Raw genomic sequence first — 13,501 nt, forward strand, 5'->3', positions numbered from 1 at the left:
AAATCCATAGACGATTTGAAATTTATATTAAATATACGAATTTATAAGCCTGATTGGATTGATAACACTGGCAAATTGTTATAATGCAAAAGCCGTTCCCTATTTGATTAGGAAACGGCTTTTGGGTATTTAAATAAAGAAGTCTGAAAGATTACTTTGCAGCTACTGGTGTTGCATAATTATCAAACTGATTTACGGTAAAACCAGCTTTTTTTAAACCCTCAGTAAATTGCTCTGTTTTACCAACAATAACCACACGGGTATTGTCGTGATTGAAATATTTTTTAGCAACCCTTAAAATATCATCTGTTGTTACTGCATTAATTTTTTGCAGATAAGTACGATAAAAATCTTTTGGTAAGTTGTTGATCAGGATATTGCTGGCAAATGAAGCTGTACGTGCAGGATTTTCAAGGCCTAAAGCAAACGAGCCATTGTACAGGTTTTTAGCATTTTGTAATTCTTCGGCAGCAACCTTTACCGTACGGATGGTATTAATTTCCCTTAAAAATTCAACCACTGCACTGTCAACTTTTTCGTTTCTTACGGCAGCTGTTGCTGAAAATTTTGATTGAAAACGACCAGCACCTGTGCTTGCATAAGCGCCATAAGTGAAGCCATGTTTCTCACGAAGGTTATTAAATAATCTGGATTCAGAACCACCACCTAAAATTTGGTTGGCCAGTAATACAGGGAAATAATCCGGGTTGCTCATGGGTAAATCAATCAGGTTGGTTACGGTAATTTCAGACTGAACTGCATTACCAACGTTAACGACATCTACTTCTGTTTTAACGGGATTGCTAACTTTGGCAAGCACAGGAATGGTTAACGCTGTTCCTTTCCAATCGCCAAATGCCTTTTCGGCAAGTGCTTTTGCAGCTTCAGGCTTAATGTCCCCAACAAAGGTTAAGAAACCTCTGGATGGGGTAATATATTGCTTGTAAGCAGCTTTAACGTCGTCTAAAGTAATTCCATTAATAGAGGCCTCTGTTGTAAATTCTCCATTTGGATGATTTTTACCGTAAGCAAGGGCATTTACTACACGGGCAGAAATTGCTTTAGCGCTTTTTTCGTTAGATTTTAATCCTGTTAAAGTTTGAGACTTAAGTTTTTCAAATGAAGTTTGTGGAAAAGAGGGCTGACGAATGCCTTCGGCCATTAACATAAACGCACTGTTGAAATAACGGGTTAAAGCAGACGTTTGCCCACCAGCTGGGCCTAAACTTACGTCTGCACCCAGCTGATCAACAGCTTCGTCGAATTCCATTTTGGTTTTAGTTGCTGTGCCTTCGTTTAGCATGTTGCCCATCAACGACATTACCCCAGCTTTTGCGCCTTCCGTGATAGGACCGGCATCAATGTTATAGCTGGCTGTAATTTTTGGTAGTTTATGGTTTTCAACAACCAAAACAGTAATACCATTTGACAATTTATAAATTACCGGATCGCCAATGGTAATAACGGGTGCCGGACCAGGTTTTGGTTTGTGGCTGCGATCTATGTTTTGTGCTGATATGCCCTGAGTTAATAAGGAAACAGCAGCTATAATGAATAATTTTTTCATGTTCTGAAATGTAATTAATTTGAAAATAGTTTTTAGCTGTTATTTTTTTGGTAAGTAATACAATACAATCCTTTGGTTTTTATTCAGATATTTTTTTGCTACGTCCCTGATTTCCTCACGGGTAATTGATTTAATTACATCCAGTTGCTTGTTAATGTCATTACTGTCCTTATTATGGAAAGTATACCCATTTGCTAAATTTTCGGCAACCCCCAGCATTTTGCTGTTTGCACTTACATAACTGTTTTCAAATTGATTTTGAAGTTTTTTATAATCACTTTCGCTGATTAAATCTGTTTGAAGACGCAAGACTTCTTCATCTATATCTTTTAGTAAATCGTTAAGCGGTGTGTTTTTATTTGGCAAGGCAAGCGTAATGTATGCGCCATAATCTTCAAGCGTATAATTAAAGGCAGCTACCTGCAAGGCAGTTTTTTTCTGGTCAACCATTTTAGTGCTTAATCTGGAGCTTCCACCGCCAGATAAAATAGAACTGATCATGCCTAAAACTTTGTTATCCCTGCTTTTCATTCCTGGTACGCGATACGCCGCAAAAATTGCAGGAATCTGGATATTAGCATCATAAGCCGTATCAATCACTTCTTTTGTAATTGGCGGTAATTCGTAAGGTGTTCTGACCACAGGAGCACCTTTTGGCACTTCAGCAAAGTAAGACTTTACAAGACTTTTAGTTTTATCTAGGTCAATATCGCCGGCAATGGTTAATACCGCATTGTTTGGTACATAATATTTTTTAAAAAAAGCAATAAACTCGTTCAGTTTGGCTGCATCCAGGTGCTCCATCGAGCCAATTGGCTGCCATCTGTATGGAGAACCATCAAACAGGTGTCTGAATATTTTTTCAGTGAATTTACCATAAGGCGAATTATCTATGCGAAGACGTTTTTCTTCCTTAACGACCTCGTTTTGTGTTTTAACGCCACCTTCATTAATTACAGGCTGCAACATACGTTCGCTTTCCAGCCATAAACCCAATTCTAACTGGTTGGAAGGGAAAACTTCATAATAAAATGTACGATCCTGGGTAGTGTTTGCATTATTTTGTCCGCCATTACTGCTTACCAGTTTCATAAACTCGCCCTTTTTTATGTTTTTAGAGCCTTCAAATAAAAGGTGTTCAAAAAAGTGTGCGAAACCGGTACGGGTTGTATCTTCATCTTTTGAACCCACATGGTACATAACAGATACTGCAACAACTGGTGCCGTTTTGTCCTGATGTAAAATTACATGAAGACCATTGTCCAGATCATATTCCGTAAATTGTACTTTTTGAGCAAAAGCGCTGAAGCACAGACCGGAAATGGCCATTGTTAAAAGGAATTTTCTTTTCATTTTGAATAATAAGTGTTAATAAGAAATTCTGTGTGACAGAGAACTATAGGGTTAGTTGGGCTAAAGTAAAAAATATATTATAAAAAAAGGCGACCACGGGCCGCCTTTTTAAATTTGATATCAATATTGGTTTATCTCCAGTCTTTGTACTGATTGATTAAGCCATTTGTTGAGCCGTCGTGACTTGTAACCTTGCCGTTTCCTTCCAGTTCGGGAAGTATTTTTTTAGCCAGTTGTTTACCCAGTTCTACACCCCACTGATCAAAACTAAAAATATTCCATATTACCCCCTGAACAAATATTTTATGTTCGTACATGGCCACCAGACTGCCAAGACTGTAAGGCGTAATCTTTTTCAACAGAATTGAATTGGTTGGCCTGTTGCCTTCAAAAACTTTAAACGGAGCCAGTTTTTTAATTTCAACATCCGTTTTGCCTTCTTTTTTCAATTCGGCAAATACTTCTTCCTCAGTTTTACCATTCATTAAAGCCTCTGTTTGTGCAAAGAAATTTGAAAGTAAAATGGCATGATGTTCTCCCAATGGATTTAAACTTTGAGCCGGTGCAATAAAATCAGCAGGAATGATTCTGGTACCCTGATGAATTAACTGATAAAAAGCATGTTGCCCGTTGGTGCCTGGTTCACCCCAAATAATAGGGCCCGTTTCATAATCAACTTCGTTGCCGTTTCTATCTACGTGTTTACCATTACTTTCCATATCTCCCTGTTGGAAATAGGCTGAAAAGCGGTGTAAATATTGATCATAAGGTAAAATAACCTGCGTTTCGGCATTATAAAAATTAATATACCAAACACCAAGCAAAGCTAAAATTACCGGAAGATTGCTTTCAAATTCTGCGGTTTTAAAATGATTATCTGTTGCATGGGCTCCGGCAAGTAGCTGTTTAAAATTATCGAACCCTATACTTAAAGAAATTGATAAACCAATGGCGCTCCATAAAGAATAGCGGCCACCAACCCAATCCCAAAATTCGAACATATTTTCGGTATCAATACCAAAAGCAGCCACATCCTTTGCATTGGTAGATAAGGCTGCGAAATGTTTAGCAATATCATTTTCCTTTCCACCTTTTTCTAAAAACCAGCTACGGGCAGAGTGTGCATTGGTCATGGTTTCCTGTGTGGTAAATGTTTTCGAAGCCACTAAAAATAAAGTAGTTTCTGCATTTAAGTCTGCTAAGGTTTCAGCAATGTGCGTACCATCAATATTAGAAACAAAATGAATATTTAAATGATTTTTATAGTGTTTTAACGCTTCGGTAACCATTACAGGGCCAAGGTCTGAACCGCCAATACCAATATTCACAATATCTGTAATCGGTTTGCCCGTATAACCCTTCCAGTCGCCGCTAATAATGCTGTTGCTAAATTTTTCCATTTTGGCAAGCACAGCATTTACCTCAGGCATAACATCTTTGCTATCTACTAAAATTGGCGTATTGCTCAGGTTACGTAAGGCAATGTGTAAAACTGAACGGTCTTCGGTTTCATTAATTTTATCTCCATTGTACATGGCCTTAATGGCTTCATCCAGCTTACACTCACGGGCCAGTTGCATTAATAAAGCCAGTGTTTCATCGCTTATTCTGTTTTTACTATAATCCAGTAAAATATCTTCAAAGAAAATCGAAAACTTGGTAAAACGATCAGCGTCACTTTCAAAAAGATCTTTAATACTTTTTTGATTAATATCTATAAAATGATCGGCCAGGTACTTGTAAGCTTCAGTTTCGGTAAAATTTATTTTTGGTAGCATATTTTTATTCTTTTTTGTAAAAGTAATAAAGCAAAAATTTAAAATTGTCTTTTTAAAGTTTAAACATAAAGAATTTTTTATTTCAAATAAACGAAGTAACTTGCATATAGAATTCCTATTGACAGTATATCATCCTCATTAAATTAATAAGAAATATAAACGATCATGTTAGAAAACTTAAATGAATTAGTGCGGGAGAACGCACAGGATGCTGTTGTTAACAATAGCGCAATACCTAACGAACATAACGAAGCCGTAATTCAGGCAGCTTCAAGTTCTATATTTGATACCTTGAAAGATAAATTAACATCAGGTGATATTGGATCTTTAACAGATATTTTTAAAGGTGGAAATGCTGAAGGTAGTGCGGTTGCCAATCAGGCTTCAGGTTCTTTTATTGATAAACTGGGCTCTTTGGGTATCAGTGGTGATACGGCAAAATCTATTGCTGCAGCCATTATTCCGGTGATTATTAGCAAATTTACTCAAAAGACAAATGACCCTAACGATAGCTCATTCAACATTCAGGATGTAGTGGGTAAACTGGCTGGCGGTGCTGATGGTAAATTTGATTTAACAGATGTAATTGGTATGATTACAGGCAATAAAGACCAGGCAGCAGGTGCACAACCTGATGGTGGAGGCATTCTTGATAAATTAAAGGGAATGTTTAACTAAAAAAATTCTCCAAAGGTAGATTCAGTATCACCTGGAAGAACTATCTTTGGAGAAATTTATATTATGCTTAAGACACTCTCGTTTTTTGGGCTCCTATGCCTAATTTTATCTGTATGTACTTTTTCTTCCTGTGAAAAAGATGCACAAATTAAAACTGTTCGTGATACAATTAAGGTTATTGATACTTTAGATATCGACAGACCAATAAATTTAAGAGCTTCCAAAGGCATTTATGGATCAAAGATTACAATATCTTGGACACCAATGCCATTGGCTCAAAAATATCAGTTGTATAAGTTTAACGAGATTTCCCAAAAATATATTTTGTTAAAAGAGTTGTCAGATACGACTTTTGATGACGCCGCAATCAGTAAATCATTAACAAAGAATTTTTACAAGGTAAGAACAGCGAATACTGCAACTTCCTTCAGTAGATTTAGTGATGCAGATTTTGGATATACTTCTGGTTTAACCTATTATCAAGCCTTATCTTTTGGCTCTGAAGGAACCGGACCATCTCAGTTTAACTTCAATATGCATGTTGAGGCGGACAAAGCAAATAATATTTATGTCAGCGATGAGGGTGCTAATAGAGTACTGAAGTTTGATCAAACAGGAAAATTTTTAGAACAGTTCTATTCTGGATCTGGTGCTCGGGCAATTGTCTTTTTTAGTAACGGTAATTATATAGCAACCAGAACTCAAAGTAGTAGTTATATTCAGATATATAATGCTAATAAACAGCTTATTAGGGAGTGGGGAACCTATGGGGCTGGTGATAGTAATTTTGGTAATGTGGAGGAAATTGCGCTTGATGATGAGCAAAATATCTGGATTGTGGATGGAGTAAATCACAGGATTAAAAAGTATGATCAAAATGGAAATTTGCTGTTGAAATTTGGAAAACAAGGCAGCGCTAATGGAGATTTTGATGCACCTTTTGGAATATGCTACTTTAAAAATAAAATTTATGTTAGTGATACCCGTAATAGCAGGGTACAAGTTTTTGATAAATCTGGTAAATATCTTAAAACCTGGACTAGCAAAAATAGTTACTATGCTATTAAAGCTAAGGGAGACAATCTTTATATCGCAGCAGGGGGTTCTTTAATAAAAACTGATGAAAATGGAGATGTTCAAGAGAAAATAGGACAATTTCAACAGGCAGTTGGAGTTGCGCTTGGGGTAAATGATGAGGTTATAGCATGCGATGTTTACGCCAGAAAAATAGTTATTTTTAAAAAGGGGTAAATTCTACATATAAATAAAAAAGCCACATCATGATGTGGCTTTTTTATTTAACTTGTTTTTGTATCCTTGTAATTGAGTAGATTCGGGAATCATTTATCCAAAACCTAAATTTTGTATGAAAGCAATCTACTTATCCCTGCTTACATTTTTATCTGTCAACGCCTTTGCACAAAAAGGAGAACTGAGATCAACTGTTTCTAAAAAAGCTGATGCCATAGAGCAGAAAGTCATTAACTGGCGCCGCGATTTTCATGAACATCCCGAGTTGGGAAATAATGAGGTTAGAACTGCTGGTATTATTGCCAAACACTTAGAATCTTTAGGTATAAAAGTAACAACCGGTGTGGCTAAAACGGGCGTTGTTGGTATTTTAAAAGGAGGTAAACCCGGGCCTGTTGTTGCATTAAGAGCAGATATGGATGGTTTACCGGTTACCGAAAGAGTTGACGTTCCTTTTGCATCAAAAGTAAAAAGCACTTACAACGGACAAGAGGTAGGGGTAATGCACGCTTGCGGACACGATAGCCACATGGCTATTTTAATGGGCGTAGCAGAAGTGCTGGCTTCTATGCAAAAAGATATTCGGGGTACTGTTAAGTTTATTTTTCAGCCCGCGGAAGAAGGTGTTTCCGCAGGAGAAGAAGGAGGTGCAGCACTGATGATTAAAGAAGGTGTTTTGGAAAATCCAAAGGTTGATGTGATTTTCGGTCTCCATATTAATTCTCAAACGGAAGTTGGCGATGTAACCTATCGTCCCGGCGGTACAATGGCGGCGGTAAATGATATGAAAATTACGGTTAAAGGCCGTCAGGCGCACGGCGCTTACCCCTGGAGCAGTATTGACCCTGTGGTTATTTCTGCTCAAATCATCAATAACCTGCAAACTATTGTAAGCAGAAACCTGAATGTGACTGAAAACCCGGGTGTGGTAACCATTGGTGCAATAAATGGAGGTGTAAGATCCAACATCATTCCAGAAAAAGTAGAAATGTTGGGCACAGTACGTAATTTCAGCAAAGAAGATGAGGCGATGTTTATCGACAGGATTAAAACCATTGTGACTAAAACGGCTGAAGCTGGCGGGGCGACAGCCGAAGTCAAAATTCCTTATAGTAATCATTATCCGGTAACCTTTAATGATATCGCATTGACTGAAAAAATGCTGCCAAGTATGCAGGCCAGTGCAGGTTTAGCGCATGTGAAATTGAAGCCTCCCGTTACAGGTGCGGAAGATTTTTCATTCTTTCAGGAAAAGGTTCCGGGTTTGTTTGTGTTTTTGGGTGGCATGCCGAAAGGAAAAGATCCTTTAAAAGCGCCATCACACCATACACCTGATTTTTATATTGATGAAAGTGGCTTTGTAGTAGGGGTTAAATTGTTATCTGATTTAACACTTGATTATATGGAGATGAAGAAATAATTGAATCTGATCTCCGGCCTATAAAAAAATATATAAGTACATTTGCCTAATGACTAAAGAACAAATACAGGATTTAAGTTCCAGAGTAACGGAACTGAGGAGGCATCTTTGACGTTGATGAACTACTTTACGCAATTCGGGAAGAACAAAAATTAACCATGGCGCCCGATTTCTGGGACGACCCTAAAAAAGCAGAAAAAATTCTTGCAGACATTAGTTCAAAGAAAAAATGGACTGATGGCTTTGAAGAGGCAAACCGGGCGGTTGAAGATGCCGTTGTGATGTTTGATTTTTATCAGGCAGGCGATGCTTCTGAAGAAGAAATGCAGGAGCAGTTTGATTTAAGTAAACTGGCTGTTGCCGATCTTGAATTAAAAAACATGTTAAGCAGCAAAGAAGATCAGCTTTCTGCCGTAATGCAAATTACAGCAGGTGCCGGTGGAACTGAAAGCTGCGATTGGGCATACATGCTCATGCGGATGTACATGATGTGGGGTGAGAAAAATGGATATAAAATTACCGAGCAGGACAGACAGGATGGAGAGATTGCCGGAATAAAAACGGTAACCATTCAATTTGATGGTGATTTTTCTTACGGTTATTTAAAAGGCGAAAATGGCGTTCACAGGTTAGTACGGATTTCTCCCTTTGATTCAAATGCACGCCGGCATACTTCTTTTGCTTCTGTTTACGTTTATCCTTTGGTGGATGATACGATTGAGATTAATATTAACCCTGCTGATGTAGAATTTGAAACCTTCAGGGCTGGCGGAGCAGGTGGGCAAAATGTTAACAAAGTTGAAACCGCTGTTCGTTTACACCATAAACCTTCGGGTATTATTATTAAAAATCAGGAATCCAGATCTCAGTTGCAGAACAAAGAAAATGCATTACGCTTATTAAAATCTCAGCTTTACGAGATTGAACAAAGAAAACGTAATGAAGAAACAGCGGCAATTGAAGGTTCTAAAAAGAAAATAGAATGGGGCTCACAAATCAGAAGTTATGTGCTGGATGACCGCAGGGTTAAAGATCACCGGACTAATTATCAAACTTCAAACCCGCAGGCGGTTTTAGATGGTGACATTAACGATTTTCTTAAAGCATATTTAATGGAATTTTAATTGAAAATAATGACCAGATCCTTTTTAAGCATTCTGTTTTTTATGGCAGCAACTTATACACAAGCGCAACAGATTATTCCTTTGTACCCGGATAGTGTACCTGGATCAAAATATGCGAAAAATTATCAGGAAGTTTCAGAAACCGGAAAGGATGGCATTATCCGCATTAGCAAGGTGAGTATACCAACGCTGATGGTTTTTGAGGCACCGGCAGCGTTAGCAAATGGGGCCGCTGTAATTATTTGCCCCGGTGGTGGATATGGAATTTTAGCTTATAACCATGAAGGTACCGAAGTAGCTAAACGTTTTAACGAAATCGGGATTACAGCCTTTGTACTGAAATACCGTTTGCCAAGTGATGAAATTATGGTTGATAAAACCTATGCATTACTTCAGGATGCTGAACAAGCCATTTATCTGGTCAGAAAAAATGCAAAACAATACGGGGTTAAACCGAATAAAATTGGCATCATGGGTTTTTCTGCAGGAGGGCATTTAGCCTCAACACTGCTTGCACACTATAATGATGTGAAAATAAAAGATGCTGAAAAAATAAATTTAAGACCGGACTTTGGTGCTTTAATTTACCCGGTTATAAGTTTTGAGCAATCTATACACACCGGAACCATGAAAAATTTATTAGGCGCAAATCCACCTGAAAGCTTAAAAAAATACTTTTCTGCCGATCAGCAAGTGAATAAAAAAACGCCGCCCGTATTTTTTGTTCATGCTCGGGATGATCAATCAGTACCGGTGCAGAATAGTGTGTTAATGAACGAAGCACTTAAGAAACAGAAGGTGAGAACCGGATTGTATTTATATGCCAACGGCGGTCACGGCTTTGGCTTACACAATAAAACTTCTGATGTGGATTGGTTTAACTTGTTAAGAGATTGGCTTAAAAGTATTTCAATAATATAAGATAAAGAAAACATGAATAAAAGATTAAATATCTTTCTGTTAACAGTTTGTGCATTGGTACTGATTTTTGTGATCAGCTGTAAGAAAACAGCTGATACAGATCCGGTAATTGACCAAAGTTGCAGGGCTAGTAATATTGAAGATTATACCGAAACTACTTTAAACAATGCTTACAGCCTTACTTACGATGACTACAGAAGGTTAATTCAGCGTGCGGGTAAAACCAATACTTTTAATGTGGTTTATGGAACAGATAAAGTTACTGTTACAGGTACTAATGGCGGAAGTTTGGACATTACTTTAAAAGATGGCAGAGCAATTAAAACAGCAGCCGTTGGAACTACAAATTATGAAGAATATACCTATAATACGAGTGGTTATATTTCGGAGGTAAAATATTATGAAGCAGGTACCTTAAAATCAACCTATACTTTATCCTATTCAGGCGGTAACTTGACACAAATAGGCCGGACAGATGTTGGTTTTATAAAAGATCAGACCAATACGACCACTATAACTTATACAACTACGCCAACGAATTTTAATTTGCAGTTTATGGAGCCTTTTAATACCATGGTTTCTAATTTTAATGCGCCGTATCGCATTTATGGAAATATGTCAATCGGTATTGTAACTAAAGTGGTTAACGATCAGTCGGTTAAATCAGGTGCTATACTTAATCAAACCGTTACCACAAATGATTATCTTTATCTTAAAGATTCAGTTTCTAACTATAATATTATTACCAACAAAAAGAACATTAAAACCTTAACCGATAATACAATTGTTACTGATGTAACAACGAATCTGAAATATAATATAGGTTATAGCTGTAAAAATTGATAAGTTTTATCCGCCTTAAAGGTTAATAAATATACTGTTTAATAAAAAAGTTGCGGTTATAGTTGCGGCTTTTTATTCTTTTTCTCTTTCTGCAATAATTTCCTGTAATTCATTCAGTTCTGCTACTTTTTCTGTAGCCCCTGCATTTTCATAGGCAGAAATTAAATTACGGATTACCCGTCTGATGATATCACTATTGCTGCAAGGGCGATAATATTCAGGCAAAGCCTCTAAATTAAGTTGTCTTAAAAACTGATCCACATCATGTTTGCCAAAGATATTTCCCCGGTTAAAAGCATTGATGTAAAAAAGCACACCATATTCGGTACCTTCCTGCCTGCTTTCATCAATAAAGCCTAAAATAAAGTGCTGCGGCAGGTTAATGCCATACACAGGCAAATCCAGTTTTTGCGCCAGCGTAGAATAAATAATAGCTAAAGAAATTTGATTGCCCTTTTTACTTTCTAAAACCTGGTTTAAATAAGAATTTTGAGGATCATGATGATTTTTTGTATTTCCACCAAAACCATATTGCTGATAAAGAATATGGTTAATGAGTTTAACTTTTTCCACCGAACTCATTTCATATTGCAAACCCAGCCAAATATCACGTTTAATTTCTTCCAGCTGATTGATTACTTTTTGTTCATCCAGATCCGGGTATTGATAACGGTTAATGATTAAGGCACCTTGCAATAAATCAAAAGCACCGCTTAAATACCAAAGGTTAAGATCCTCTTTAACCGTATTAAATTGTATCTGATGAACAATATTCTCAATGCGTTCCTGTAAAAGCCCATCAAAAGATTGTTCCCAGGCATTTTCTAAATAGTGAATAACCGCCCCACCATATTCCAGTAGCTTTTGTTCCACATGATGATAAACTTCCTCATCCGGATCGTCAAGCAATTTTACTAAAGCACTTATCTCTGCGTTATTTTCCATAAAATATACATTCCATTTGCGGCGTTTAATTACTTTTGCAATAATATGCTATTTCAATTTATTACAGATTACCTAAAACACCGTTTTACAGCTAAAACCAGACATGGAACACATTCTCCATTTGTTTATAAACTGGCTGATGAGGTAATTTACGATTTTACCGAGAAAACTGAATACAAAAATATAGAAGCGCAGCGAAAAAAACTTTTTAATGACGATTCTAATATCACGGTTACAGACCTTGGGGCGGGTTCTCACCTCAATAAAAACAGAACGAAGAAGGTTAGTCAGATTGCAAAAAATGCATTGAAAAGTCCGAGGTTAGCCCAGTTAATTTATCGGTTGGCTAAAAATACAGAGGCGAAAAATTTAATTGAATTGGGGACCTGTTTAGGAATTACTACCGCATATTTATCAAAAGCTAATCCTGAGGCCGAAGTAATTACCATAGAAGGTTGTCCGCAAACGGCACAGGTTGCAGGAAATAATTTCAAAGTACTGGATTTAAATAATATTGAGTTACATGTTGGTAATTTTGATTTAATTCTGCCAGATATTATTGCAAAGCAACAACAATTGGATTTTGTATACGTTGATGGAAATCACCGTAAGGATGCCACACTTAATTATTTTAAATGGTGTTTGCCAAAGGTTCATGAAAATTCTCTGCTTATTTTTGATGATATTTATTGGAGTGAGGGCATGAAAGAAGCCTGGGAAGAAATTAAAAGCCATCCTGATGTAACCGTAACCATTGATTTATTTTGGATTGGATTAGTTTACTTTAAAAAGGGGCAAGCCAAAGAGCACTTTAAACTTAAGTTTTAAATACTTTATCTTTTGATTCGGGTAAACACCTTCGGATTTAACACAGTACTATAATTATGAAGCGGTTTTTGATATTAACCATTAGTTTACTGCCATTTCTCTGTTTTGCTCAGGAAGTAAAAACACAGTTGAACGCAAAAATCAATTTCCCCGAATATGATAAAAGCTCAAGGCTGATTTATTTTATCTATCAGCAAAAAGATAAATCAATTATTGATAGTACCTGGATAAGAGATAATACTTTCACTTTTAATAAAAGTTTAAGTCCTAATGTTAAAGTTAAGTTGCTGTTTACAAAACCAGGTACCTCGCCCAATCAGGCCGCAGATCCTAATATTTTAAACTTTTTTGTTAAGGAAGGTACTGTAAATGTAGATGCAACAGGTTATTTAGGTCGTGCAAAGGTAACAGGCGTGCCCGTACAGGACGAATATACTGCATTTAAAAAAGTATACCTGAAAATAGATACAAGTTTGCGTTTACTCGGCTGGAAAAAGAAGAGAACGAAGGTTACAGACACCCTAAAGATGAAAATTGTAGATGGACAGATAGATTCAGCAAGAAATGCAAAAATGAGCCTTCTTTGTACTTTTTTGGATCAGAATTTAAATAAACCTTATGCACCCGATGCTTTATTAATGTATTTAAAAGCCAATGGCTCTACACTCAATTTGGATAAAGCAGATCAATATTTTAGCAAATTGCCTGTTGAACAACAAAAATCTGTTGATGGCAGCGATATTATCAAAGAGATTGCCGATTTAAGGAAGAAAAATAAAAAGAATTAACCTGC

12 protein-coding genes are annotated in these 13,501 nt (G+C 36.8%); 8 read left to right on the top strand and 4 right to left on the bottom strand.

Annotated features, from left to right (window positions below):
- Positions 1 to 151: 151 nt before the first annotated feature.
- From O0955_RS14330 to pgi, 3 genes are all read right to left on the bottom strand, one after another.
- Complete coding sequence (locus tag O0955_RS14330; protein ID WP_269428241.1) at positions 152 to 1,567, bottom strand: M16 family metallopeptidase; 1,416 nt, start codon at positions 1,565 to 1,567, stop codon at positions 152 to 154.
- 39 nt (positions 1,568 to 1,606) lie between these two features.
- A complete protein-coding gene (locus O0955_RS14335; protein WP_269428242.1) occupies positions 1,607 to 2,920 on the bottom strand; it encodes a M16 family metallopeptidase in 1,314 nt (437 codons plus the stop codon).
- A 131-nt stretch (positions 2,921 to 3,051) separates the two neighbouring features.
- On the bottom strand, positions 3,052 to 4,698 hold the full coding sequence (gene pgi / locus O0955_RS14340) for a glucose-6-phosphate isomerase (protein ID WP_269428243.1): 1,647 nt from the start codon (positions 4,696 to 4,698) through the stop codon (positions 3,052 to 3,054).
- Positions 4,699 to 4,863: 165 nt separating this feature from the next.
- On the opposite strand from pgi, the gene O0955_RS14345 reads away from it, so the two are divergent.
- The 6 genes from O0955_RS14345 to O0955_RS14370 all read left to right on the top strand — a co-directional run bounded on the left by O0955_RS14345 (position 4,864) and on the right by O0955_RS14370 (position 10,935).
- Positions 4,864 to 5,376 (top strand): DUF937 domain-containing protein, encoded by a 513-nt coding sequence (locus O0955_RS14345; protein ID WP_269428244.1) that lies wholly within the window; start codon positions 4,864 to 4,866, stop codon positions 5,374 to 5,376.
- Between the two features lie 63 nt (positions 5,377 to 5,439).
- On the top strand, positions 5,440 to 6,627 hold the full coding sequence (locus O0955_RS14350; RefSeq protein ID WP_269428245.1) for an NHL repeat-containing protein: 1,188 nt from the start codon (positions 5,440 to 5,442) through the stop codon (positions 6,625 to 6,627).
- Positions 6,628 to 6,742: 115 nt separating this feature from the next.
- On the top strand, positions 6,743 to 8,047 hold the full coding sequence (locus O0955_RS14355) for an amidohydrolase (RefSeq protein WP_269428246.1): 1,305 nt from the start codon (positions 6,743 to 6,745) through the stop codon (positions 8,045 to 8,047).
- Between the two features lie 49 nt (positions 8,048 to 8,096).
- Positions 8,097 to 9,171 (top strand): peptide chain release factor 2 gene (gene prfB / locus O0955_RS14360; RefSeq protein ID WP_269428247.1). Its coding sequence is split into 2 segments (ribosomal slippage): positions 8,097 to 8,156 and positions 8,158 to 9,171, totalling 1,074 coding nucleotides; the frame shifts between segments, so codons are not numbered across the junction.
- A 9-nt stretch (positions 9,172 to 9,180) separates the two neighbouring features.
- On the top strand, positions 9,181 to 10,092 hold the full coding sequence (locus O0955_RS14365; RefSeq protein WP_269428248.1) for an alpha/beta hydrolase: 912 nt from the start codon (positions 9,181 to 9,183) through the stop codon (positions 10,090 to 10,092).
- A gap of 12 nt (positions 10,093 to 10,104) precedes the next feature.
- The gene (locus O0955_RS14370) at positions 10,105 to 10,935 is read left to right on the top strand and encodes a hypothetical protein (protein WP_269428249.1); all 831 of its coding nucleotides are present in this window, start codon (positions 10,105 to 10,107) and stop codon (positions 10,933 to 10,935) included.
- Positions 10,936 to 11,007: 72 nt separating this feature from the next.
- On the opposite strand, the gene O0955_RS14375 is transcribed toward O0955_RS14370, so the two are convergent.
- Positions 11,008 to 11,880, bottom strand: a complete 873-nt coding sequence (locus O0955_RS14375; protein WP_269428250.1) for a transglutaminase-like domain-containing protein — start codon at positions 11,878 to 11,880, stop codon at positions 11,008 to 11,010.
- Positions 11,881 to 11,925: 45 nt separating this feature from the next.
- Between O0955_RS14375 and O0955_RS14380 the strand changes: the two genes are divergently transcribed.
- Together O0955_RS14380 and O0955_RS14385 are read left to right on the top strand one after the other, a co-directional pair.
- Entirely contained in the window at positions 11,926 to 12,708 is a 783-nt protein-coding gene (locus O0955_RS14380) for an O-methyltransferase (RefSeq protein ID WP_269428251.1), read from the top strand.
- A 56-nt stretch (positions 12,709 to 12,764) separates the two neighbouring features.
- Positions 12,765 to 13,496, top strand: coding sequence for a DUF4369 domain-containing protein (locus O0955_RS14385; protein ID WP_269428252.1), 732 nt, complete (start codon positions 12,765 to 12,767; stop codon positions 13,494 to 13,496).
- Positions 13,497 to 13,501 lie beyond the last annotated feature (5 nt).

Origin of the sequence: Pedobacter punctiformis, assembly GCF_027213715.1 — a bacterium.
Taxonomy (GTDB): Bacteria; Bacteroidota; Bacteroidia; order Sphingobacteriales; family Sphingobacteriaceae; genus Pedobacter; species Pedobacter punctiformis.

Excerpts from the sequence above, each read along its gene's own strand:
- O0955_RS14355 (WP_269428246.1), top strand. The coding sequence starts at position 6,743 with ATGAAAGCAATCTACTTATCCCTGCTTACATTTTTATCTGTCAACGCC.
- O0955_RS14370 (WP_269428249.1), top strand. The coding sequence starts at position 10,105 with ATGAATAAAAGATTAAATATCTTTCTGTTAACAGTTTGTGCATTGGTA.
- O0955_RS14385 (WP_269428252.1), top strand. The coding sequence starts at position 12,765 with ATGAAGCGGTTTTTGATATTAACCATTAGTTTACTGCCATTTCTCTGT.
- O0955_RS14335 (WP_269428242.1), bottom strand. The coding sequence starts at position 2,920 with ATGAAAAGAAAATTCCTTTTAACAATGGCCATTTCCGGTCTGTGCTTC.
- pgi (WP_269428243.1), bottom strand. The coding sequence starts at position 4,698 with ATGCTACCAAAAATAAATTTTACCGAAACTGAAGCTTACAAGTACCTG.
- O0955_RS14330 (WP_269428241.1), bottom strand. The coding sequence starts at position 1,567 with ATGAAAAAATTATTCATTATAGCTGCTGTTTCCTTATTAACTCAGGGC.
- O0955_RS14380 (WP_269428251.1), top strand. The coding sequence starts at position 11,926 with ATGCTATTTCAATTTATTACAGATTACCTAAAACACCGTTTTACAGCT.
- O0955_RS14375 (WP_269428250.1), bottom strand. The coding sequence starts at position 11,880 with ATGGAAAATAACGCAGAGATAAGTGCTTTAGTAAAATTGCTTGACGAT.
- O0955_RS14365 (WP_269428248.1), top strand. The coding sequence starts at position 9,181 with ATGACCAGATCCTTTTTAAGCATTCTGTTTTTTATGGCAGCAACTTAT.
- O0955_RS14345 (WP_269428244.1), top strand. The coding sequence starts at position 4,864 with ATGTTAGAAAACTTAAATGAATTAGTGCGGGAGAACGCACAGGATGCT.
- O0955_RS14350 (WP_269428245.1), top strand. The coding sequence starts at position 5,440 with ATGCTTAAGACACTCTCGTTTTTTGGGCTCCTATGCCTAATTTTATCT.